The organism is Paracoccus sp. PARArs4 (assembly GCF_947311865.1).
Lineage (GTDB): Bacteria > Pseudomonadota > Alphaproteobacteria > Rhodobacterales > Rhodobacteraceae > Paracoccus > Paracoccus zeaxanthinifaciens.
The window spans coordinates 1-21,592 of sequence record NZ_CAMZMW010000014.1; the positions used below are offsets into that span (position 1 = coordinate 1).

The following is a 21,592-nucleotide window of genomic DNA, read 5'->3' on the forward strand; positions in this document are numbered from 1 at the left end:
GAGGGTCTTTCTGTCCGCCGTCGCTCTCGCCGCAACTGTCATCTTCTGGCTTTGAAAATTAACGAGTCTGGAGCCTAGTGCCGTCACGGTTCGACATGCGCTCGACCGTGCCCGTGAACAGGTCGGCGGTGGTGAAGATGTCGGTATCTTCCGCGAAGAAGCAGAAGATCAGCCGCGCCATGAAGTGGTTCATGTCGTGCCGACGCTCGGCCTTGCCCCAATCGGGGTTGTCCTTCAGCAGCTCGACATAGAGGCGGTTCAGTCGGCCCGTCGCCTTGATGTCGAAGGCGCTTTCCTTGATCTGCTTGACGGTCGAAATGCCCGCGAGAGGCAGGAAGACGCCAAAGCTGTCGGGGAAGTCCTTGTAGGCGCAGGCCACGGTATCGCCGCCGATTAGGTCTTCAGCCTCGAAGGTCTGGCCGTCAGTGGCGAGGATAAACTTGGCCTTGTGTTTCGTCGTGGCGGGGCTGTTCTTTAGCGCGGCGAGGGTCTGGGTGACTTCACCAGGCGCGCAGGTCGCTATGTGGATGTTGTTACGTTGCAGAACTCCGCCCAGGTCTGACTTGTTGGTGTCGCCCTTGCGCAGCTTCTTGATCTCGGTCGCCTTACGTCCGAAAGCCTCAAGGAAGGCGTAGGGAAATTCCGCCGCATCAAAGGGGGCCTCGGCCAAGTCGGAAATGGCCTGCTCGATTTCAACGGGGTTCATAGGGTCTGCCTCGCAAATGGCTGGACTTCGATCTCATGCGCGCGCGCCATGACCGTCTCCAGCTCGTGGTTCATTTGTCGTTCCATCCAAGAGCGGACGCAGGTGCCGAACGCCTTCTCAAGGCGCAGCGCCATCTCCGGCGAGATGCCGGATCGTCCGTTCAGGAGGTTGCTGAGGGTCTGACGGCTGCAGCCGAGCGCTTGCGCGGCGTCGGTCACAGACAGGCCGTTGGGATCCAGGCATTCTTGGCGGACAAGGACTCCGGGATGGGTCACATCAGCTCCTGCAGTTGGCGTGACTGTAGGGTGACAATTGACGGTTATCAATTCAACTTAGAGCATGCTTGGAACCATCTATTTGATGGCCTTTCGGTGCGCTTCTAAGCGCGGGACTAAACGCCTAATACGGTCGCCGCCGTGAGCAAAGAAGGCCGAGCCAAGTCTTACAAGGTATCGTAATGTATCAGGCCATCTAGCGCAAAGTGTGGGCTAGAACGTGGGGCAGGGCGAATGCCAAACCTATTTTTTCAATGAATTACAATGATTTATGATTTCGACCTGGTGGAGCCGAGGGGAATCGAACCCCTGACCTCGTCATTGCGAACGACGCGCTCTACCAACTGAGCTACGGCCCCATCGGCATGATTTGTTGCGCGGGGTCCGAAGCTTGTCAAGGCCCCCGAAAGGGGGCCTTGCGCGTTCAGTCCCCGGGGAGGGCGAAGGCCACCAGCTGGTCAGAGACCTGCGGCTTGATGATCGAGTTTCCGCCCACCGCGAAGACGACATATTGCCGGTCGTCGTAATCGTAGACCGCCGGGATCGACACCGCGGGCGCGTCCACCTGCGCCTTCCACAGCGTGTCGCCCGTCGCCGCATCCAGCGCACGGACCCGCGCATCCATCGAGGCCCCGATGAAGATCAGCCCCGAGGCCGTCGCCACCGGTCCCCCGATGGTGGGCGAGCCCCAGCTTTCGGGCATGTAGAAGCCCCATTTCTGGACCTGCCCGAAGGGGCGTTCCCACAGCGTCTCGCCCGATTTCAGGTCGATCGCGCTCATGATGCCGAAGGGGGGCTTCCAGCAGGGCATGCCCATCGGGTTCAGGAAGTTCGTCAGCCGGAACCCGTAGGGCGCGCCGTTCTGCGGGAACAGCCCGCCCGTCGCCTCGGACCCGCCCGAGGTCAGCTCAGAATACTCCTCGCGCTCGATCAGCTGATAGATCTGCGCCACGCGAGAGCTGTTGATGTAGAGGATGCCGTTTTCCGGATCGACCGCGCCGCCGCCCCATTGCATCCCGCCCGCCGTGGCCGGAAAGGCCAGCGACCCTTCGGTCGAGGGCGGGGTGAAGCGCCCTTCGTAGCGCAGATCCTCGAACTTGCGAGAGCAGTAGCCGAAGGACGCGATGTCAGCGAGGCCGAAGACTCCGCCCCAATCGTCGCCGATGGGCGATTTCGGCAGCGTGGGATAGGGCTGGGTGGCCGAGGATACCTCGCCCTCGACATCGGTCTGGGGAACCTCTCGTTCCTCGATGGGGAAGATCGGTTCGCCCGTCAGGCGGTTCAGGACATAGGCCAGCCCCATCTTGGTGGGCTGCACCAGCGCGGGCGTGCTGCCGCCTTCGCCGGGGATGTCCACCAGCGTGGGGGCCGATACGGTATCGTAATCCCAGATGTCGTGATGGACCAGCTGGCGCGACCATTCCACCTGGCCGGTATCGCCGTTCACCGCCGTGACCGAGGTCGCCAGCGGGATCTCGTCCAGGCGCGTGCCGCCATAGAAATCCGGGCTGGGGCTGGAGACGGGGAGGTAGACGAGGCCGTTCTCCTCATCGACGGACATGGCGGTCCAGACGTTCGAGGTGCCGGTCAGGCCCTCGTAATCCTCGGGGATGGAATGGAAGGTCCAGACGCGTTCGCCGGTCCGCGCATCGACCCCGAAGACCGAGCCGAGCGGATTGTCCGCATCGTGCCAGTCCTTGCCCGCCCAGCCGACGATCAGCTTGTCGCGAAACACGGTGGGCGGTTGCAGCTGGGACAGCGGAAAGTTCGCGTCCGGCGTGTTCCACTGGTTCACGTCCAGGATCCCGCCCTCGCCGAAGCCGTCGCACAGCTGGCCGTCATCGGCATCGACCGCATGCAGATGCGCGTCCATCGTCCCGATGATGACGCGCCGGGTGCAGGGACCGTCGCCGCCCTCGGGGTCCTGCCAATAGGTGACGCCGCGGTTCTTCAGCTCGGGCTGGGTCAGGGGCTCCAGCACGGTGCTGTCGGGCTCGTAGGTCCAGACGATCTCGCCGGTGTCCGGCTCGACGGCGAGGATGCGATAGAAGGGCGTTCCGATATACAGAAGGTCGTTCGCCAGGATCGGCGTCGCGGACCAGACGGTGCCCGGCAGATCGCCCGATCCGTCGGACACGTCGCCGGTATGCACCTCCCACACCTTTTCCAGCTGGCCCACGTTCTCGGGGGTGATCTGGGTCGAGGCGCTGTATTTCTGCGCCATCCCGTTGCCGTGGAAGGCGGTCCATTCGGTCTGCTGGGCCATGGCGGCAGGGGACAGGGCGGCAGCGGGCAGGGCGGTCATCGTCAGAAGGGCTATGCGCAGTTTCATGGCCGTTACCTCGCGATCAGGATGAAGATCAGCCATGCCACCAGCATGACGGCGACGGCGGCCATGACCAGCCCGGATTCCAGGAACCACGCACACAGGATGGTCAGCAGGCCGCCCACCAGCAGCATCACGGTCAGGAAGGTACGAAACCCGCCGGGGCGCAGCGCGCCGGTCAGCAGCGCCCCCAGGAACAGCGCGGCGGTCGCGGCCACGGCCAGCCACGCGCCGGGCGTATGCGCGATGCCGGACCCGCGCCACAGCAGCTCGGTCAGGGCGGCGATCAGGGCAAGAAGGGCCGGGATGGCCATGAGCCTTGCGGCAAGCTCTTCCCGGGCGTTGTCGTCGGGGGCAAGGGCGCTTTGGGGCATGGGAACCTCGTGGAACTGGGGGTCACGGCGGCGTGAAGCCTGCGGTCTTACCCATCAATAGCGCGTGAGCGCCGCGATCGTTCCAAGATTTCATGCGTTTGGCGGCCCGCTGCCCCGCGCATGTGCAGGGACGGCCCGAAGGCCGCCCCCATCGTCATGTCACTCGGCCGCCTCGGCATAGGTTTCCAGCGGCGGGCAGGTGCAGATCAGGTTGCGGTCGCCATAGGCATTGTCCACGCGCCCGACCGGCGGCCAGTACTTGTCCACGCGGAACGATCCGGCGGGGAAGCAGCCCTGTTCGCGCGAATAGGGGCGGTCCCAGTCCTTGACCAGATCCTCGACCGTGTGGGGGGCATGGCGCAGGGGGCTGTGTTCCACCGCGATGCGCTCCTCGGCCACGTCGGTGATCTCGTCCCGGATCGACAGCATGGCGGAGACGAAGCGGTCGATCTCGGCCTTGGTTTCCGATTCCGTGGGTTCCACCATCAGCGTGCCGGCGACCGGCCAGGACATGGTCGGCGCGTGGAAGCCGTTGTCGATCAGGCGCTTGGCGATGTCGTCCACGGTCACGCCGTGATCCGCGAAGGGGCGGGTGTCGATGATGCATTCATGCGCCACGCGGCCGCGATTGCCCATGAACAGGATCGGATAGGCCCCGGCCAGCCGCGACGCGATATAATTCGCGTTCAGGATCGCCACGCGGGTCGCCTGGGTCAGCCCCTCGCCGCCCATCATCAGGCAATAGGCCCAGCTGATCAGCAGGATCGAGGCGCTGCCATAGGGCGCCGCGCTGACCGCGCCGTCGCCCGTGCGCGGATCGCCGGGCAGGAAGGGCGCCAGGTGCGATTTCACGCCGATGGGCCCCATGCCGGGACCACCGCCGCCATGCGGGATCGCAAAGGTCTTGTGCAGGTTCAGGTGGCTGACATCGCCGCCGATCTCGCCGGGTTTCACCAGCCCGACCAGCGCGTTCATGTTGGCCCCGTCGATATAGACCTGCCCGCCATGTTCATGCGTGATGTCGCAGACCTCGCGCACCGTATCCTCGAAGACGCCATGCGTGCTGGGATAGGTGATCATTACAGCGGCCAGCTTGTCGCCCGCCTTCGCGGCCTTGTCGGCGAAATCTTCAAGGTCGATATCGCCGTTCGGGGCCGATTTCACGACCACGACCTTCATCCCGCACATCTGCGCGGATGCGGGGTTCGTGCCATGCGCCGACATCGGGATCAGGCAGATGTCGCGCTGATCGTCGCCATTGGCGCGGTGATAGGCCTGGATTGTCAGCAGCCCCGCATATTCGCCCTGCGCGCCGCTGTTGGGCTGCATCGAGAACGCGTCATAGCCGGTGATGCGGCACAGCTTCTGGGTCAGGTCGGTGATCGCCTCGTGGTAACCGGCGGCCTGATCGGCGGGGGCAAAGGGATGCAGCGCGCCGAATTCGGGCCAAGTGATGGGCATCATCTCGGCCGCGGCGTTCAGCTTCATGGTGCAGCTGCCAAGCGGGATCATCGCACGGTCCAGCGCCAGGTCGCGATCCGACAGGCGGCGCATGTAACGCATCATCTCGGATTCGGCGCGGTTCATGTGGAAGACCGGATGGGTCAGGTAATCGCTGTCGCGCAGCAGCGCCTCGGGGATGGCGGGGTGGTCTGCGCGGGCGGCCTGATCCTCGATCCCGAAGGCGTCCATCAGGCGGGCGATGACGCCGGCATCGGTGGTCTCGTCGACGCTGATGCCCACGCGGTCGCGGCCCACGCGGCGCAGGTTGATGCCGCGATGCCGGGCGGCGGCCATGATGCCCTGCTGGCCGACGCCAACCTTGACGGTCACGGTGTCGAAGAAGGCATCGGGCGCGACCTCGGCCCCGGCGGCGCGCAGCGCATCGGCGATGGCGACCGCGTTCAGATGCACGCGCTGCGCGATGGCACGCAGGCCCACGGGGCCGTGGAACACCGCATAGAAGCTGGCCATGACCGCCAGCAGCGCCTGCGCCGTGCAGACATTGGACGTGGCCTTTTCACGGCGGATATGCTGCTCGCGGGTCTGCAGCGACAGGCGATAGGCCTGGTTGCCCGCCGCGTCGACGCTGACGCCCACGATGCGGCCGGGCATGGCGCGCTTCAGCTCGTCCCGGCAGGACATGAAGGCGGCGTGCGGGCCGCCATAGCCCATCGGCACGCCGAACCGCTGCGCGCTGCCCACCGCGATGTCGGCGCCCATCGCGCCCGGCTCCTTCAGCAGGCACAGTGCCAGCAGATCGGTCGCCACGATGGCCAGCGCCTTGGCGTCGTGCAGCGCCTCGATTTCGGGGGTCAGGTCGCGGATATGGCCATAGGTGCCCGGATACTGGAAGATCGCGCCGAAGACCTGATCGGCCTGCAGATCGTCGATCGAGCCGGTGACGATGCGGATGCCCAGGGGGGCGGCGCGCGTCTCGATCACGGAAATCGTCTGGGGATGCAGGTCATGGGCCACGAAGAAGGCATCGGCCTTGGATTTCGACTGGCGCCGCGCCATGGCCATCGCCTCGGCCGCCGCCGTGGCTTCGTCCAACAGGCTGGCATTGGCGACGGGCAGGCCGGTCAGATCCGCCACCATCGTCTGGAAGTTCAGCAGCGCCTCAAGGCGCCCCTGCGCGATCTCGGGCTGATAGGGGGTATAGGCCGTGTACCAGGCGGGGTTTTCCAGGATGTTGCGCTGGATCGCGGGCGGCGTGACGGTGCCGTAGTAACCCTGCCCGATCAGGCTGGTCATGACGCGGTTCTTCTTCGCGACCTCCTCCATCCGGGCCAGAAGGGCGGCCTCGGACAGGGCGGGCCAGTCGAGGTTGTCCGACTGGCGGATCGCCTTGGGCACGGTCTGGTCGATCAGCGCATCCAGGCTGTCGGCGCCCACGGCGGACAGCATCTGCGCCATCTCGGCGGGCGAGGGGCCGATATGGCGGCGGTTCGCGAAATCGTCGGGGTTGTAGTCGGTGGGGTTCCAGCGGGTCATGCGCGCATCCATCCGGGGCGGGTGCCCCTTGCCTTGGTGTGAAGACGGGGGCCGGATGGGCCCCCGCAGGATCATGTCAGCCGATCAGCGCCTGGTAGGCGGCTTCGTCCATGAAGCCCTCGACGGCCGAGGCGTCGGCGGGCTTGATGCGGAAGAACCAGGTGCCCATCGGGTCCTCGTTCACGGTGGCGGGCGCGTCGGCCAGGTCGGCGTTCACTGCGGTGATGACGCCCGCGACGGGGGCGGTGATGTCGGACGCGGCCTTGACCGATTCGATCACGACGATCTCCTCGCCGGCCTCGACCTCGCGGCCCTCTTCGGGCAGCTCGATGAAGACGACGTCGCCCAGCTGCTCGCTGGCATGCTTGGTGATGCCGACGGTGACCTCGTCGCCGTCGCTGCGCAGCCATTCGTGATCTTCGGTGTATTTCAGCATGGGGAAGCTCCTCAGCGCTTGTAGCTTGGGGTGATGAAGGGAAGGGCCGCGACCGTCGCGGGAATGCGTTTGCCGCGCAGTTCGGCGAAGACGGTCGTGCCCTCGGGGATGTCGGCGGGGATGCGCGCCATGGCGACCGGTCCGCCGACCGAGGGGCCGAACCCGCCCGAGCTGACCTGGCCCAAGGGCTCTCCGCCCTCGTTCGCGGCGAAGATCACGACGCCCTCGCGGATGGGCGCGCGGCCCTCGGGGCGCAGGCCCCGGCGCACGGAGGCGGCGCCCCGCGCCAGTTCGGGCAGGATCACGCCCGCGCCGGGAAAGCCCCCTTCGCGCGCGCCGCCGGTGCGGCGGGCCTTGGACACGGCCCAGCCCAGCCCCGCCGCGCCGGGCGTGACGCCCGCATCCATGTCGTGACCGTAAAGCGGCATCCCCGCCTCCAGCCGCAGGCTGTCGCGGGCCCCGAGGCCGATCGGCGCGACCTCGGGGTGGTCCAGAAGCGCGCGGGCCAAGGCCTCGACCTGCGCTTCGGGGACCGAGATCTCGTAGCCGTCCTCGCCCGTATAGCCCGAGCGCGAGACCCAGAGCGCGTGCCCCTGCCAGTCCAGCGTGGTGCTGTCCATGAAGCGCATGTCGGCGGCCCGGGGGACGATCCGGGCCAGCACCTCGGCGGCCTGCGGCCCCTGCAGCGCCAGGAGGCCGCGATCGGTGACATGGGTCGCCGTGACGCCGGGCAGGCCCTTCAGGATGGCGATGTCCTGTTCGGCGCAGGCGGCGTTGACGACCAGAAGGTAATGATCGCCGCGATTGGCGAACATCAGGTCGTCCAGGATGCCGCCCGTGTCGTTGGTGAACAGCCCGTAGCGCTGGCGCCCCTCGGGCAGGGACAGCACGTCGGCGGCGATCACCGTTTCCAGCGCAAGCGCCGCGCTGGCGATGTCGCCGTCCTGCGGGCGGATCAGCACCTGGCCCATATGGCCCACGTCGAACAGGCCCGCCTTCTCGCGCGTGTGCAGATGTTCGGCCATGACGCCCATCGGGAACTGGACAGGCATGTCCCATCCCGCGAAGGACACCATGCGGGCGCCCAGTTCCCTGTGCAGTTCGTTCAGTCCGGTTCGACGCGTGTCGGCCATGCGCGGCCCTCCCCTGTCATCGCTTGCTGCCGGTCAGCCGGCATCGGTCCTGCGGGGTCGCCCCCGCGTGTCGATGCCCCCTCTGTCCCTGTCCTTGCGGACGCCTGAGATCGTTATCCCTTCGGCGGGCCTTGCGGCCACTCTCCAGAGTTCTGGTGGAAGACGGTCCTTTTGCCTGAGAGTTCGCCGGGGCGGCTGCTCCTTCGGCCCCGGCGCATGGCCGGTGTCTCCCGAATTCCTGTTCCCGCTGCTAGCGGCGGTGCGGGCGCAAGGCAAGGATTTTGTCGCATCCGGTCCCCGAAGCGGCGTTTTCCGCCTTCGGAACGGGCAGATCAGGTCCGGGGCTTGCGCGGGAAGACGAAGACCCGGTCGCGGCGCAGCATCAGCCACATGGGCGTGCCCTCGGGGGGCAGGAAGACGCCGGGAACGGTGGCGTTCAGCAGGATCCCGCCCTCGTCCGTGGCGAATTCGACCAGCGATTCGCGGCCCAGGTAACGCGCCCTGCGGACCCGCGCGCGGGCGGCGGTGCCGTTCTCGACCGTGGGGGCGGGGCCCTGGCCCGCGCGGTCGAAGTCGATCTTCAGGTGCTGGGGGCGGATGACGATGTCCACCTCGGACCCGTCGGGCAGGCCGGGGGTCAGGAATTCGCCGAAGGGCGTGCGGGTCAGCGCACCGGACACGCGGCCGGTCAGCAGGTTGATGTCGCTGAAGAACGCGGCGGCCTGCCGGTCCACCGGCGCATTGTAGAGGTTGTAGGGCGCGCCCTGCTGCACGATCCGCCCATCGCGCATCAGCAGGATCTGGTCGGCCATGCGCATGGCCTCGTGCGGTTCGTGCGTGACCAGCAGGACGGCGGTGCCCTCTTCCTTCAGCAGGGCCAGCGTCTCGTCGCGGATGCCGTCGCGCAGCCGTTCGTCCAGGCCGCTGAAGGGTTCGTCCATCAGCAGGACGCGCGGGCGCGGGGCTAGCGCGCGGGCCAGCGCGACCCGCTGCTGTTCGCCGCCCGACAGCTCGTGCGGAAAGCTGTCGAGATGCGCGCCCATCTGCACGCGCGCCAGCAGGTCCAGCACGCGGTCGCGATTGGCCGCGAAGCCGCCCTTCAGCCCGAAGGCCACGTTCTCGCGCACGGGCAGGTGGGGGAACAGGGCGAAGTCCTGGAACATCAGACCGATGGCGCGGCGTTCCGGCGGCACGCGGAAATCGGTGTCGCAGATCAGGTTGCCATCGACGAAGATCCGCCCATGGTCCTGCATGTCCACGCCTGCGACGATGCGCAGCGTGGTCGATTTTCCGCAGCCCGACGGGCCCAGAAGGCAGGCGACCTGGCCGGCCTCGACCGCGAAGTCGACATCGTCGACGACGGCGCGGCCGTCGAAGCGGCGGGTCAGGTTCCTGACCTCCAGTCTGGGCGCATCGGGCAAGGGGACTTCCGTTCGTTCCTCAGACGGTGACGTTCAGCGCCCCACCGTCCAGCAGGATGTTCTGCCCGACGATGAAGCGCGCCTGCTGGCTGCAGAGGAAGGCGCAGGTGGCGCCGAAATCCTCGGCGGTGCCATAGGTGCCTGCGGGGATGCCCGCCTCGCGCTGCTTGCGGGCCTCGTCGCGGGTGATGCCCTGGCGACCGGCCACGCCGTCGTCCAGGCTGTTGGCGCGATCGGTGGCGTGGATGCCCGGCAGGATGTTGTTCACGCAGACGCCGCTGCCCGCGACCTGGCGCGACATGCCCGCGACGAAGCCGGTCAGCCCCGCACGCGCGCTGTTCGACAGCCCGAGCGCCGGGATGGGCGAGCGGACCGACTGCGAGGTGATGTTCACGACCCGGCCCCAACCGCGATCCATCATGCCCGGCACCAGCGCCTGCATCAGCGCCACCGCCGACAGCATGTTGGCGTCCAGCGCGCGGATGAAGTCGTCGCGGTCCCAGTCGCGCCAGTCGCCCGGCGGAGGCCCACCCGCGTTGGTCACCAGGATGTCGGCATCGCCAAGCGCGGCCAGCACCTTGGCGCGGCCTTCCTCGGTCGTGATGTCGGCGGCGACGGGCGTGACGCTGACGCCGTATTTCGCGGCGATCTCGGACGCGGTCTTCGTGATCTCGGATTCGGTGCGGCTGTTGATCACCAGGTCCACGCCCGCCTCGGCCAGCGCCTCGGCGCAGCCGCGGCCCAATCCCTTCGATGCCGCGCAGACCAATGCGCGCTTGCCCTTGATGCCCAGATCCATTCCGCCCCCCGGTTCGCTGAATTGCCCGCGCAGCAAACGCGCGCGGGCAGGCTTTGTCAAACTGCTTCGGCCGCCTTGCGGATGGCGTCGATATTCGCGCCATAGATGTCCGCCCGCTCGACCGAGCCGCCGCGGAACACCGCCGATCCCGCGACCAGCACATCGGCCCCGGCCCGCGCGACCAGGGGTGCGGTCTCGGTATCGACGCCGCCATCGACCTGAATGTGGATCGGGCGGTCGCCGATCATGGCGCGGATCTTCTCGATCTTGGCGATCTGGCTGTGGATGAACTTCTGCCCGCCAAAGCCGGGGTTCACCGTCATCACCAGCACCATGTCGCACAGGTCCAGCAGATGCTCGACCGCTTCGGCGGGGGTGCCGGGGTTCAGCGCGATGCCCGCCTTGGCGCCCGTCGCGCGGATCGCCTGCAGGGTGCGATGCGGGTGGGGGCCGGCCTCGACATGGGCGGTGATCATGTCCGCGCCCGCCTCGGCATAGGCCTCGATGAAGGGATCGACCGGCGCGATCATCAGGTGCACGTCCATAAAGGTCTTCACATGCGGGCGGAAGGCCTTCACCGCGGGGGGGCCGAAGGTCAGGTTCGGCACGAAATGGCCGTCCATCACGTCGACATGGACCCAGTCGGCGCCCTGCGCCTCGATTGCGCGGATCTCGTTGCCGAAATCGGCGAAATCGGCGGACAGGATCGACGGGGCGATCAGGATCTTGGACATTGCGGGGCTCCCTCCGGGTGTTCGGTCAGCCGGGGCTTATGCCCGCAATGCGCATCCGGTCAAGCGTCCGGGGCCTCTCGCAGGCCCGTCACCTGATCGACCGAGGCCGTGGCCCCGCCTTCCAGCACGATGATCGTCCCCTGCGCCCCGACCTGCGCCTCGGTGACGCGGGCATATGTCTCGACCGCGCCGGTGCCGATCGTCTGCCCGTCGCGGCTGCTCTCGATCCGGAAACCATAGAGCCCGTCCGGCAGCTTGTTCCCCATGTCGTCGCGCCCGTACCAGTCGATCTGTCCCTGTCCGGGGCCGATCTCCTCGCGCATGATCTCCTGGCCCGAGGCGGTGGTGGTGATCAGCGTCACGCTGTCGGCAAGCGCGTGGGGCGCGACCTCCAGCGTCAGGGGGGTGTCGCCGAAATGCACCGGGGCGGTGGTGCGGGCCTCCTTGCCGATCCAGTCGGCAACGCCGCCGATGCCGCCCGCGCCCGATTGCGCGACCAGCTGGCCCAGCAGCTGGTTGCCCAGGGCCTGCTGTTCGACCCCCGCGAAGGTCGCAAGCTGCACCGCGAAATCCGTGCTCTCCATCGGGTTCAGCGGATCCTGGTTCTGCAGCTGCGCGGTCAGCATGGTCAGGAACGTCTCGAAATCGGCCCCGGTGCCTGCGCTTCCGAGGCTGGTCGAGGCCGTTGTCGTCTGTGTCGTCGTCGCGCCGATGGCATCGACCATATGTGTATCTCCTATATCCTGATGTCGAGCCGGCGGTCGCTGAGCGGTCGTGGCCGCGTGGCCACATGCTCGACCGTGGCGGCGGGCGAGCCCTCGGGGGCGTCGTCATGCGGGGCGGGCGCGGAATCCCGACGTTCTTCGCGGAAATCGAGCGATCCCTGTTCGATCCCCGCATCCGCCAGCGTCTGGGTCAGCAGGTCCGCGTTGCGGCGGATCAGGTCCAGCGTCTCGGGGCGTTCGGCAAAGATCGTGACATGCCCCCGATCGGCCCCGGTCATGACCAGGCGAAGGCGGCCCAGTTCCTCGGGGGCGAGGGCGATCTCGGTCTCGCCCTCCCGGGTCGTCACGACGGCATCGGCGATCTGGCGCGCCACGGGTCTTGGGTCGTGCTGCGGGGCGCTGCGCGGCTGTTGCACGGTCTCGGCGCGGGGGGCGTCGGGCTGCGGGGCATCGGCGCGCGCGGCAAGGGCTGGGCGTGCGTCCAGCTGTTCGAGCGGCTCGGGATTGATCGGGCGTTCGGTTTCGGCTGCCAGGGGGGCGGGGGCCTGCCGCGTATCGCCGAGCGGTTCGGGCGCTGTATGCGTCGCCGTTCCGACCGGCGGCGACATGCGGTCCGCAGGTGCCTGCTCGACCGGGGGCTGCGCAAGCGTGACTGCCGGTTCCGCGCGCGCGGTGTTCGAAGGCCGCGAAGCTTCGGCTTCCGCCATCGCCGTGGGTTTGGGCAGGGATTCCTGTGCGTGCAGGGCGACGACGGGATCCGGCCCCGGAGCTGACGGCTCGTCAGGGGCGGGTGGCGATTCGGCCTGTTCCGCCGTCGGCACATCATCTTGCAGCGGGACGGCATTCTCGACCTCGGCCACCTGCGGGGTCTCGGCCTCTTGCAGGATCTGGGCCACTTGCGGGGCCTGGTCCAACGGCAGGGTCTCGGCCAACAGCGGCGCTTCGGGCAGGCTGTCCCCCTGCGTCCGGGGCGGGGCATAGTCGGCACTGATCCCCGACCAGCCTGCAAGCAACAGGATCAACGGATCCTCGGTCTGGGGCAGGGCGACCGCGCCCGGCCCGGACGGCAAGGCGGGATCCTCGGGCAGCGAGAATTCGAAGCCCTCGCCCATCTCGATCGCGGGTGCGTCCGCGACCGGCAGCGCCAGCCTGGGCGACAGGATCAGTGTCGGGTCCGGTTGCCCCGGAAGCACGATCATCGGTATCTCGGTCATCTGCATCCTCCCGCGTCCCGACCGGAATATCCTGAACTCCTTACCAATTATTTACCGCGCAAGGCCTAGGCATGGGGCATGACATGAAAAGGAGAGTCGCGTGCAGATCACTTCCCCGACCCTTGCCGCAACCGCGCCCGACCGCGCCGTCGCGGTGCAGAACCTCGAACGGGCCTTCCTCGAGGAGATGTTGAAACATGCAGGCCCCGCCGCGATGGAGGGCCCCTTTTCCGGCGGCGCGGGAGAGGATCATTTTGCAAGCTTCCTGACCCGCGAACATGCCGCGGTGCTGGCCGACCGCCTGGACCTCGGCTTCGACGGGATCGTCGGGGGTGGCGCATGAACCGCGGGACGGGCCGACAGCTGGCCGCGATTCGCGCGGCGATCCTGTCCGGAAACGCGCCCGCCGCATTGCGCGCGATCGAGGAATTCGGCCGCCTTGCCGCCCGGCAGGGCCTGTCCGAGGCGGACCGCGCCGCGATCGAGCCGCAGGTGATGCAGATCCGCAGCCTGGCCGAGGCGTCGCTTGCCGGTGCGCGCCAGGCCGCCGAGGAGGTGCGCGCGATCATCCGCGCCGCGCGCAGCCTGCAGACCTATGACGAGGTCGGGCGCCGCAACGTGACCGCCGTCGTCGCGACCGCCCCGCAGCGGTTTTAGTAAAATGCGCAGTGAATGGCGCTTCGTGGAATCGGCGCCGTTCACTAGTTGTCAATCACCGGCAGCTAGAACGGTGACATGCCGATCACGGCACGGGGCAGGACCCCGCCAGGTCAGAAGGCCGCTCATGCAAACCCTGGTGCAAAGCACCGTTTACCGGAGGATAACATGTCCAGCATTCTGACCAACAACAGCGCGATGGTGGCCCTTCAGACCCTGAAGAGCATCAACTCGCAACTGGGCAAGACCCAGTCCGACATCTCGACCGGCAAATCGGTCGCGACGGCCAAGGACAACGCGGCCGTCTGGGCGATCTCGAAGGTCATGGAAACGGACCAGACGGGCTTCAAGACCATCCAGTCGAACCTGAACGTCGCGGATGCCGTCGTCTCGACTGCCCGCAGCGGGGCTGAAGAAATCACCAACCTGCTGAACGAGATGAAGGAACTGGCCATCGGCGGCGCGAACGACGCGGCCGATCACGCCAAGATCCAGACGGACATCTCGAAGAAGGTCGAACAGATCACCTCGATCATCGGCGGCACGCAGATGAACGGCGTGAACCTGCTGAAGACCAACCCGACCGCGGGCAATACCAGCTTCACCGTGCTGGGGTCGCTGGATCGGACCAACGGCGCTGCGGCGACCTCGGCCAACAACATCTCGGTCGACTCGGTCGATTTCGAGGCCGGGCTGAACGTTGCGGGCCTGACCGCGATCACCGACCGTGCCTCGGCCCAGACCGCCATCGGCGAGATCGAGGCCCTGATCGACGTCGCGGTGCAGGGCGCCGCCGACCTGGGTTCGGCGGGCAAGCGCATCACCGACCAGTCGAGCTTCGTCGGCAAGCTGGCGGATTCGCTTAGCACCGGCATGGGCTCGCTGGTCGATGCCGACATGGAAGAAGCCTCTGCCCGCCTGCAGGCGCTGCAGACCCAGCAGCAGCTGGGCATCCAGGCGCTGTCGATCGCGAACCAGTCGCCGTCGGCCGTCATGTCGCTGTTCCGCTGATGAACAGGGCGGGCGCCATGACGGCGCCCGCCACCCCCACACTTCTCCAGAACGGGATGCACGATCTTGAACGCGGTAACGCCACTGGCCGAACACGGCTACAGGAACCCCGGGATGCGCAGCGCGCGCGATGCGGAATACGACGTCTTTGCCCGCGTCACGCGCATGCTGCGACAGGCATCCGATCGCAAGGACAGGCGCGACATCATCGCCGCCGTCGCGAAGAATACCGAACTTTGGACCTTGCTGGCCTTCGATCTGGCCGAACCCGGCAACGGGCTGCCAGATGATGCCAAGGCCGGGCTGATCTCGTTGGCCGGTTTCCAGATCCGCCACGGGCAATCGGTCATGGCGGGCGAGGCAGTGACCCAGCCGCTGATCGATATCAACATGACCGTCATGCGCGGTCTGCGCGGAGAGGTGGGCGCATGAGCGGCCTGGTCCTGAAACTTGCCCCGAACGAGCGTGTCCTGATCAATGGCGCTGTCATCGAGAATGGCGACCGGCGCAGCAAGATCGCGATCAAGACGCCGAACGTGAACGTCCTGCGCCTGCGCGACGCGATCCATCCCGACGATGCCGGAACCCCGGTCGCGCGTGCCTGTTACATCGCGCAGCTGATCCTGTCGGGCGATGCCGAACCCACCGAGGGCAAGCGGCAGCTGCTTCTGGCGATCGAGCAGCTGAGCCAGGTCTTCGACGACCGCGACAGCCGCATCATCCTTGGCCAGGCGACCGAGGCCGCGGTCGAGGACAACCCCTATCATGCGATGCGCAGGCTGCGCGAATTGCTGCCGCGGGAAACGCGCCTGTTCGCACGCGCGGCCGCGCCCCGACCGGCATGACGGCGATCTTCATCGGAAGCAGCGGGATCGCCGGCTGGAAGATCGTCCAGCGCAGCGAGGAACGGCAGATCAAGGCGGTCGAGGCCGACCCCATCGTCCAGCGCTCGACCGCGTATTTCCAAGACAAGATCGGCGGCGTCACCGGTGCCGCCGATCTGGTCGACGACTATCGCCTTCTCAGCACCGCATTGTCCGCCTTCGGGCTGGAAGATGACATCGCCAACAAGGCCTTCATCCGCAAGGTGCTGGAATCGGACGTGTCCGACGCCAACTCGCTCGTGAACCGCCTGTCGGACAAGCGTTACAAGCGCATGGCCGAGGCGTTCGGCTTCGGGTCTGCCACGCAGCCCGCCGATCTGGGGCAGACCATCGGCAAGGCCTTCGTCCAGCGCGAATTCGAACGTCGCATCGGCGAGGGGGACGAGAACCTGCGCCTTGCCCTGAATGCGCGGCGAGAGCTGGAGGACATGGCCCGGCGCAGTTCGACCGACAAGACCCTGTGGTACGAGGTCATGGGCAACGCCCCCCTGCGCGAGGTCTTCGAAGGCGCGTTCGGTTTCGGCGACAGCTACGGCCAGCTGGACGTCGACCGGCAGCTGGAGGAGTTCATGAACGCATCCGAGCGGTATCTCGGCAGCTCCAGCTTCGCGGATCTGACCGAGGCGGGCACCATCGACAAGCTGATCGTCAACTTCCTGGCGCGCAGCCAGATCCAGACCGGCGAGGTGCAGAACCGCTATAGCACCGCGCTGGCCTTGCTGTCGGGCGGCTGAGGCCCGCGAAATAGGGTCGTGCAGGGTCCGCGGCACCTTGCGTCCTGACCTGTCTTGGCTATAACCCCGGACGATTTGCGCCAATCTCAGCCAGCCGCGGAGGCCATGATGCCGAAAAGAACCGATATCAAATCCATCCTGATCATCGGCGCCGGCCCCATCGTCATCGGGCAGGCCTGCGAATTCGACTACTCGGGCGCTCAGGCCTGCAAGGCCCTGCGCGAGGAAGGCTATCGCGTCATCCTGGTCAACTCGAACCCGGCCACGATCATGACCGATCCGGAAATGGCCGACGCGACCTATATCGAACCGATCACCCCCGAGATGGTCGAGAAGATCATCGCCAAGGAACGCCCCGACGCGCTGCTGCCGACCATGGGCGGTCAGACCGGCCTGAACACCGCCTTGGCGCTGGCGGATAACGGCGCGCTGAACCGCTATGGCGTGGAGCTGATCGGCGCGCAGCGCAGCGCCATCGAGATGGCCGAGGACCGCAAGCTGTTCCGCGAGGCGATGGACCGCATCGGCATCGAGAACCCGCGCGCCACCATCGTCGCGGCGCCGAAGCTGGCCAACGGCAAATACGACATCAATGCCGGCGTCGCCGAGGCCATGGAGGCGCTGGAGGATATCGGCCTGCCCGCGATCATCCGCCCCGCCTTCACGCTTGGCGGCACCGGCGGCGGCGTGGCCTACAACCGCGACGACTACGAACGCATCGTGCGTTCGGGGCTGGACGCGTCGCCCATGGCGCAGGTGCTGGTCGACGAAAGCCTGCTGGGCTGGAAGGAATACGAGATGGAAGTCGTGCGCGACCGCGCCGACAACGCCATCATCGTCTGCGCCATCGAGAACGTCGATCCGATGGGCGTCCACACGGGCGATTCGATCACCGTCGCCCCCGCGCTGACCCTGACCGACCGCGAATACCAGCGCATGCGCAACGGATCGATCGCGGTCCTGCGCGAGATCGGCGTCGAGACCGGCGGTTCCAACGTGCAATGGGCCATCAACCCCGAGGACGGCCGCATGGTCGTGATCGAGATGAACCCGCGCGTCTCGCGCAGCTCGGCGCTGGCGTCGAAGGCGACCGGCTTCCCCATCGCCAAGATCGCCGCCAAGCTGGCCGTCGGCTATACCCTGGACGAGCTGGACAACGACATCACCAAGGTGACGCCCGCCAGCTTCGAGCCCAGCATCGACTATGTCGTCACCAAGATCCCGCGCTTCGCCTTCGAGAAGTTCCCCGGCAGCAAGCCCGAACTGACCACCGCGATGAAATCGGTGGGCGAGGTCATGGCCATCGGCCGCAGCTTCCACGAATCGCTGCAGAAGGCGCTGACCTCGATGGAGAACGGGCTGACCGGCCTGGACGAGATCGTGATCGAGGGCGCCGCCGACCAGGGCAAGCCCGCCGTGATCGCGGCGCTGTCCAAGCAGACGCCCGACCGCATCCGCATCATCGCCGAGGCGATGCGCTTCGGCATGACCAATGACGAGATCCAGCGCGTCACCAGCTTCGACCCCTGGTTCCTGGCCCGCATCCGCGAGATCGTGGACGCCGAGCATCGCATCCGCGAGGGCGGCCTGCCCGAGGATGCCGACGATCTGCGCGCGATCAAGATGATGGGCTTCACCGATGCCCGCCTTGCGCATCTGACCGGCCGGGACGAGGCCGACATCCGCCGCGCCCGCCGCGCGCTGGACATCAAGCCCGTCTTCAAGCGCATCGATACCTGCGCCGCCGAGTTCGAGGCCCAGACCCCCTACATGTATTCGACCTATGAAGCCCCCGCGATGGGCGAGGTGGAATGCGAATCGCGCCCCTCGGACGCCAAGAAGGTCGTCATCCTGGGCGGCGGTCCGAACCGGATCGGCCAGGGGATCGAGTTCGACTATTGCTGCTGTCACGCCTGCTTCGCGCTGACCGGCGCGGGCTACGAGACCATCATGGTCAACTGCAACCCCGAGACGGTCAGCACCGATTATGACACCAGCGACCGCCTGTATTTCGAGCCGCTGACCCTGGAGCATGTGCTGGAGATCCTGCGCACCGAGCAGGAGAACGGCACCCTGCACGGCGTCATCGTCCAGTTCGGGGGCCAGACGCCGCTGAAGCTGGCAAACGATCTCGAGGCCGAGGGCATCCCGATCCTGGGCACCACCCCCGACGCGATCGACCTTGCCGAGGACCGCGAGCGGTTCCAGAAGCTGCTGAACGATCTGGGCCTCAAGCAGCCGATCAACGGCATCGCCAGCACCGACGAGCAGGCGATCGAGATCGCGGGCCGCATCGGCTTCCCGCTGGTGATCCGCCCGTCCTATGTCCTTGGCGGCCGCGCGATGGAGATCGTGCGCGACATGGACCACCTCAAGCGCTATATCCGCGAGGCGGTAACGGTGTCGGGCAAGAACCCGGTCCTGCTGGACAGCTATCTTGCCGGCGCGATCGAGGTCGACGTGGACGCGCTGTCGGACGGCAAGACCGTCCATGTCGCGGGCATCATGGAGCATATCGAGGAAGCCGGCGTCCATTCGGGCGACAGCGCCTGCTCGCTGCCGCCGCACACGCTGGACGCCCCCACCATCGAGGAGCTGAAGCGCCAGACCGTCGAGATGGCGCGCGCGCTGAAGGTCGTCGGCCTGATGAACGTGCAGTTCGCGCTGAAGGGCGACGAGATCTACGTGCTGGAGGTGAACCCGCGCGCCAGCCGCACGGTGCCCTTCGTCGCGAAGGCCACCGACAGCGCCATCGCCTCGATCGCCGCGCGCCTGATGGCGGGCGAGCCGATGTCGAACTTCCCCGCCCGCGCGCCCTATCCCGAGGGCGTCGGCCCCGAGGACGACCTGCCCTTCGCCGACCCGATGACCCTGGCCGATCCGATCACGCCCTGGTTCTCGGTCAAGGAGGCCGTGCTGCCCTTCGCCCGGTTCCCGGGCGTCGACACGCTGCTGGGGCCGGAAATGCGTTCCACCGGCGAGGTGATGGGCTGGGACCGCAACTTCCCGCGCGCCTTCCTCAAGGCGCAGGTGGGTGCCGGCACGCATCTGCCGCACGAGGGTCGCGTCTTCGTCTCGGTCAAGGATTCCGACAAGACCGAAGCCCTGGCGCAGGCCGCGCGCGACCTGACGCAGATGGGCTTCACGCTGGTCTCGACCTCGGGGACGGCGGACTTCCTGGCGGGCCACGGTGTCGAGACGCAGCGCGTCAACAAGGTCTATGAGGGTCGCCCGAACATCGTGGACCGCCTGAAGAACGGCGAGATCACGATGGTGCTGAACACGACCGAGGGCGCGCAGGCCATCGCCGACAGCCGCGAGATCCGCGCCGTCGCGCTGTATGACAAGATCCCGTATTTCACCACTGCCGCGGGCAGCATCGCGGCGGTGGCGGCGATCAAGTCGCGGGGCGAAGGCGAGGTCGGCGTCCGTTCGCTTCAGGCCTGAGCCTTCTGCAGAAGATCAAAGGCGGCCCCGATTTCGGGGCCGCCTTAGTTTTCAGGCCCGCGACCTTTCAGGCCCGCGCCAGAAGATAGCAGTCCATGATCCAGCCGTGACGCGCGCGGGCCTCGGCGCGCATCGCCCTGATGCGCGGGGCGGCCTCGGCCAGCTGGCCTTCCGCGATGATCTCGCGCTCCATCCCCAGATAGGCGCCCCACCAGATGTGCAGGCCATGGGGCGGCAGGTCGGCAAAGGCGCAATGACCGTCCAGCATGACGACGACGCGGTCCGCGCCGGGGGGCCAGCCCTCGTCGCGCAACCGGCGTCCGGTGGTGATCTGGACGGGGGCGGCAAGATCGTTCAGCGGTATCGCATGGGCCGCGCACAGCGCCTGGATCGCGGTGATCCCCGGCACGACGCGCACCGGCAGGCCCAGCCGTTCCGCGATCCGCAGGCTGCTGTCGTAGAGCGACGGGTCCCCCCAGACCAGCACCGCGACCGTGCCGCCGCCTGGCAGATGCGCGTCGATCTGCGCCCGCCACGCATCCGCGATCGCATTGTGCCAGTCGTTCACATGGGACAGGTAATCGCCACCCGATGCCCGCTGCGGCAGGTCGAACCGCACGACGCGGCCTTGCGGCGCATGGGCGGCCACGATCTGCGCGCGCAGGCCGGCAAGATCTGCCTTCTCCTCGCCCTTGAGAGGGATCAGGATCAGATCGGCCCGGGACAATGCCCGGGCCGCCTGGAAGGTCAGGTGATCGGGGTTTCCGGCCCCGATCCCGATCAGCGAAAGCTCGGTCACGCGAACAGGCGGCCCGTTACCAGCGGGCTGCCGCGCAGGCCGCGCAGCGACTTCGCACCGGCCAGCACGGCCAGATCGACCAGCGGTTCAAGCGCGATGACCAGCATGTAGGCCGCGCCAAAGGACATCACGCCGCCGATCGCGGCCATGCCCTGACCCCAGAACGCCCAGAAGGCGACCCAGGCGACGATCCCGCCCTGGTAGGCCGTCGACAGCGCCAGCGCCTGGCCATAGCGCAGATCGACATAGGCGGTGCCGGGCGCGATGATCCGGCCCGCGATCTCGCGCAGCAGGAACAGGGGCACCAGCAGGGTGGTCACGTTCATGCCGTATTGCGGCAGGTCCGCCGGGGCGAAGAACAGTCCCTGCAGCGCAAGGCCCGCGGCAAGGCCCAGTGCGGCGGGGGCGGCGCCCAGCAGCAGGAACAGGGTTGAACCCAGGATCAGGTGAACCTCGGACACGCCCACGGGGAATTTCGGCAGGACCTGAAAGAAGACGAAGGTCAGCGCCGTGGCGATCACCGCCCGCGCCGCAAGCGAGGGCAGCCCGCGCAGGCCGTGGTCCTTTGCCGCCAGCCGCAGCGCATAGAGGCCCGCGGTCGCCGCGGTGGCATAGCTGAGGATGATCTTCGCGCCGTTCACGACGCCCGGTTCGATATGCATTTTTGTTCTCCTGTCGCCGTCACACCCGACGGCCGTGGCATTTGCGATGCATGGCCGGTCTCCTGGCTTGCGGGTCGTGGCGGGGCGTCGGCCTTCCCGGACGGGTCCAGTGGCGCGCGTGACGCCCGCTCTCCGCATACAGTCGCGGGGGCGGCTGGGGCTTCGGGCGCCGCGATTTGGTCCGCCCTTCCCCATTCCCGATGAAGCCCGACACGTATCGCGTCATCCGGGCACCATGCGTCCTCAGCCAGACACGAC

21 protein-coding genes, 1 tRNA gene and 2 riboswitches are annotated in these 21,592 nt (G+C 67.3%); of the genes, 7 read left to right on the forward strand and 15 right to left on the reverse strand.

Annotated elements, in window-relative coordinates:
* Positions 1–58 precede the first annotated feature (58 nt).
* The 13 genes from QMZ16_RS11955 to QMZ16_RS12015 all read right to left on the reverse strand — a co-directional run bounded on the left by QMZ16_RS11955 (position 59) and on the right by QMZ16_RS12015 (position 13,140).
* A complete protein-coding gene (locus tag QMZ16_RS11955) occupies positions 59–706 on the reverse strand; it encodes a type IIL restriction-modification enzyme MmeI (protein WP_282603435.1) in 648 nt (215 codons plus the stop codon).
* Positions 703–981 carry a HigA family addiction module antitoxin gene (locus QMZ16_RS11960; RefSeq protein ID WP_282603436.1) on the reverse strand — a complete coding sequence of 93 codons (279 nt, stop codon included), beginning with the start codon at positions 979–981 and terminating at the stop codon, positions 703–705. Before QMZ16_RS11960 ends, QMZ16_RS11955 begins: the two co-directional genes overlap by 4 nt.
* A 283-nt stretch (positions 982–1,264) precedes the next feature.
* Positions 1,265–1,340 (reverse strand) — tRNA-Ala (locus tag QMZ16_RS11965).
* Between the two features lie 65 nt (positions 1,341–1,405).
* Positions 1,406–3,313 carry a pyrroloquinoline quinone-dependent dehydrogenase gene (locus QMZ16_RS11970; RefSeq protein ID WP_282603437.1) on the reverse strand — a complete coding sequence of 636 codons (1,908 nt, stop codon included), beginning with the start codon at positions 3,311–3,313 and terminating at the stop codon, positions 1,406–1,408.
* A gap of 5 nt (positions 3,314–3,318) precedes the next feature.
* The gene (locus QMZ16_RS11975; RefSeq protein ID WP_022707090.1) at positions 3,319–3,681 is read right to left on the reverse strand and encodes a hypothetical protein; all 363 of its coding nucleotides are present in this window, start codon (positions 3,679–3,681) and stop codon (positions 3,319–3,321) included.
* A gap of 159 nt (positions 3,682–3,840) precedes the next feature.
* A complete protein-coding gene (gcvP, locus tag QMZ16_RS11980; RefSeq protein WP_282603438.1) occupies positions 3,841–6,678 on the reverse strand; it encodes an aminomethyl-transferring glycine dehydrogenase in 2,838 nt (945 codons plus the stop codon).
* A gap of 76 nt (positions 6,679–6,754) precedes the next feature.
* Positions 6,755–7,114: a glycine cleavage system protein GcvH gene (gene gcvH, locus QMZ16_RS11985; RefSeq protein WP_022707088.1), complete on the reverse strand. Its 360-nt coding sequence runs from the start codon at positions 7,112–7,114 to the stop codon at positions 6,755–6,757.
* Between the two features lie 11 nt (positions 7,115–7,125).
* The gene (gene gcvT / locus QMZ16_RS11990; protein WP_282603439.1) at positions 7,126–8,247 is read right to left on the reverse strand and encodes a glycine cleavage system aminomethyltransferase GcvT; all 1,122 of its coding nucleotides are present in this window, start codon (positions 8,245–8,247) and stop codon (positions 7,126–7,128) included.
* Positions 8,248–8,400: 153 nt separating this feature from the next.
* Positions 8,401–8,490, reverse strand: a riboswitch (glycine riboswitch).
* Positions 8,491–8,579: 89 nt separating this feature from the next.
* Positions 8,580–9,668, reverse strand: a complete 1,089-nt coding sequence (locus tag QMZ16_RS11995; RefSeq protein WP_282603440.1) for an ABC transporter ATP-binding protein — start codon at positions 9,666–9,668, stop codon at positions 8,580–8,582.
* Positions 9,669–9,687: 19 nt separating this feature from the next.
* A complete protein-coding gene (locus tag QMZ16_RS12000; RefSeq protein ID WP_028725741.1) occupies positions 9,688–10,467 on the reverse strand; it encodes an SDR family oxidoreductase in 780 nt (259 codons plus the stop codon).
* Positions 10,468–10,523: 56 nt separating this feature from the next.
* The gene (gene rpe / locus QMZ16_RS12005) at positions 10,524–11,201 is read right to left on the reverse strand and encodes a ribulose-phosphate 3-epimerase (RefSeq protein ID WP_282603441.1); all 678 of its coding nucleotides are present in this window, start codon (positions 11,199–11,201) and stop codon (positions 10,524–10,526) included.
* 59 nt (positions 11,202–11,260) lie between these two features.
* Entirely contained in the window at positions 11,261–11,926 is a 666-nt protein-coding gene (locus QMZ16_RS12010; RefSeq protein ID WP_282603442.1) for a flagellar hook capping FlgD N-terminal domain-containing protein, read from the reverse strand.
* A gap of 11 nt (positions 11,927–11,937) precedes the next feature.
* Positions 11,938–13,140: a flagellar hook-length control protein FliK gene (locus QMZ16_RS12015; RefSeq protein ID WP_282603443.1), complete on the reverse strand. Its 1,203-nt coding sequence runs from the start codon at positions 13,138–13,140 to the stop codon at positions 11,938–11,940.
* Between the two features lie 100 nt (positions 13,141–13,240).
* Between QMZ16_RS12015 and QMZ16_RS12020 the strand changes: the two genes are divergently transcribed.
* The 7 genes from QMZ16_RS12020 (at position 13,241) to carB (ending at position 19,873) form a co-directional block, all read left to right on the forward strand.
* Positions 13,241–13,483: a hypothetical protein gene (locus QMZ16_RS12020; protein WP_282603444.1), complete on the forward strand. Its 243-nt coding sequence runs from the start codon at positions 13,241–13,243 to the stop codon at positions 13,481–13,483.
* On the forward strand, positions 13,480–13,797 hold the full coding sequence (locus QMZ16_RS12025; RefSeq protein ID WP_022707080.1) for a hypothetical protein: 318 nt from the start codon (positions 13,480–13,482) through the stop codon (positions 13,795–13,797). The genes QMZ16_RS12020 and QMZ16_RS12025 overlap by 4 nt, the downstream gene beginning before the upstream one ends.
* 168 nt (positions 13,798–13,965) lie before the next feature.
* Positions 13,966–14,808, forward strand: a complete 843-nt coding sequence (locus tag QMZ16_RS12030; RefSeq protein WP_022707079.1) for a flagellin — start codon at positions 13,966–13,968, stop codon at positions 14,806–14,808.
* Positions 14,809–14,922: 114 nt separating this feature from the next.
* Complete coding sequence (gene flaF, locus QMZ16_RS12035; RefSeq protein ID WP_282603445.1) at positions 14,923–15,240, forward strand: flagellar biosynthesis regulator FlaF; 318 nt, start codon at positions 14,923–14,925, stop codon at positions 15,238–15,240.
* Positions 15,237–15,653: a flagellar biosynthesis repressor FlbT gene (flbT, locus tag QMZ16_RS12040; RefSeq protein ID WP_282603446.1), complete on the forward strand. Its 417-nt coding sequence runs from the start codon at positions 15,237–15,239 to the stop codon at positions 15,651–15,653. The genes flaF and flbT overlap by 4 nt, the downstream gene beginning before the upstream one ends.
* Positions 15,650–16,426, forward strand: a complete 777-nt coding sequence (locus QMZ16_RS12045) for a DUF1217 domain-containing protein (RefSeq protein ID WP_282603447.1) — start codon at positions 15,650–15,652, stop codon at positions 16,424–16,426. Before flbT ends, QMZ16_RS12045 begins: the two co-directional genes overlap by 4 nt.
* A 108-nt stretch (positions 16,427–16,534) precedes the next feature.
* Positions 16,535–19,873, forward strand: a complete 3,339-nt coding sequence (gene carB, locus QMZ16_RS12050) for a carbamoyl-phosphate synthase large subunit (RefSeq protein WP_282603448.1) — start codon at positions 16,535–16,537, stop codon at positions 19,871–19,873.
* A 67-nt stretch (positions 19,874–19,940) separates the two neighbouring features.
* Here the strand turns inward: carB and cobF are convergent, their stop codons facing one another.
* Both cobF and QMZ16_RS12060 read right to left on the reverse strand, forming a co-directional pair.
* Positions 19,941–20,672: a precorrin-6A synthase (deacetylating) gene (cobF, locus tag QMZ16_RS12055; RefSeq protein WP_282603449.1), complete on the reverse strand. Its 732-nt coding sequence runs from the start codon at positions 20,670–20,672 to the stop codon at positions 19,941–19,943.
* Entirely contained in the window at positions 20,669–21,334 is a 666-nt protein-coding gene (locus QMZ16_RS12060; protein ID WP_282603450.1) for an energy-coupling factor ABC transporter permease, read from the reverse strand. The genes cobF and QMZ16_RS12060 overlap by 4 nt, the downstream gene beginning before the upstream one ends.
* Positions 21,335–21,368: 34 nt before the next feature.
* Positions 21,369–21,587: riboswitch (cobalamin riboswitch) on the reverse strand.
* Positions 21,588–21,592: the final 5 nt, after the last annotated feature.

What these genes read in the sequence shown, in the direction of transcription:
- QMZ16_RS11955 (WP_282603435.1), bottom strand. Translation starts at nt 706, where the DNA reads ATGAACCCCGTTGAAATCGAGCAGGCCATTTCCGACTTGGCCGAGGCC.
- QMZ16_RS11970 (WP_282603437.1), bottom strand. Translation starts at nt 3,313, where the DNA reads ATGAAACTGCGCATAGCCCTTCTGACGATGACCGCCCTGCCCGCTGCC.
- QMZ16_RS11975 (WP_022707090.1), bottom strand. Translation starts at nt 3,681, where the DNA reads ATGCCCCAAAGCGCCCTTGCCCCCGACGACAACGCCCGGGAAGAGCTT.
- gcvP (WP_282603438.1), bottom strand. Translation starts at nt 6,678, where the DNA reads ATGACCCGCTGGAACCCCACCGACTACAACCCCGACGATTTCGCGAAC.
- gcvH (WP_022707088.1), bottom strand. Translation starts at nt 7,114, where the DNA reads ATGCTGAAATACACCGAAGATCACGAATGGCTGCGCAGCGACGGCGAC.
- gcvT (WP_282603439.1), bottom strand. Translation starts at nt 8,247, where the DNA reads ATGGCCGACACGCGTCGAACCGGACTGAACGAACTGCACAGGGAACTG.
- QMZ16_RS12000 (WP_028725741.1), bottom strand. Translation starts at nt 10,467, where the DNA reads ATGGATCTGGGCATCAAGGGCAAGCGCGCATTGGTCTGCGCGGCATCG.
- rpe (WP_282603441.1), bottom strand. Translation starts at nt 11,201, where the DNA reads ATGTCCAAGATCCTGATCGCCCCGTCGATCCTGTCCGCCGATTTCGCC.
- QMZ16_RS12010 (WP_282603442.1), bottom strand. Translation starts at nt 11,926, where the DNA reads ATGGTCGATGCCATCGGCGCGACGACGACACAGACGACAACGGCCTCG.
- QMZ16_RS12015 (WP_282603443.1), bottom strand. Translation starts at nt 13,140, where the DNA reads ATGACCGAGATACCGATGATCGTGCTTCCGGGGCAACCGGACCCGACA.
- QMZ16_RS12025 (WP_022707080.1), top strand. Translation starts at nt 13,480, where the DNA reads ATGAACCGCGGGACGGGCCGACAGCTGGCCGCGATTCGCGCGGCGATC.
- QMZ16_RS12030 (WP_022707079.1), top strand. Translation starts at nt 13,966, where the DNA reads ATGTCCAGCATTCTGACCAACAACAGCGCGATGGTGGCCCTTCAGACC.
- flaF (WP_282603445.1), top strand. Translation starts at nt 14,923, where the DNA reads ATGCGCAGCGCGCGCGATGCGGAATACGACGTCTTTGCCCGCGTCACG.
- flbT (WP_282603446.1), top strand. Translation starts at nt 15,237, where the DNA reads ATGAGCGGCCTGGTCCTGAAACTTGCCCCGAACGAGCGTGTCCTGATC.
- QMZ16_RS12045 (WP_282603447.1), top strand. Translation starts at nt 15,650, where the DNA reads ATGACGGCGATCTTCATCGGAAGCAGCGGGATCGCCGGCTGGAAGATC.
- carB (WP_282603448.1), top strand. Translation starts at nt 16,535, where the DNA reads ATGCCGAAAAGAACCGATATCAAATCCATCCTGATCATCGGCGCCGGC.
- QMZ16_RS12060 (WP_282603450.1), bottom strand. Translation starts at nt 21,334, where the DNA reads ATGCATATCGAACCGGGCGTCGTGAACGGCGCGAAGATCATCCTCAGC.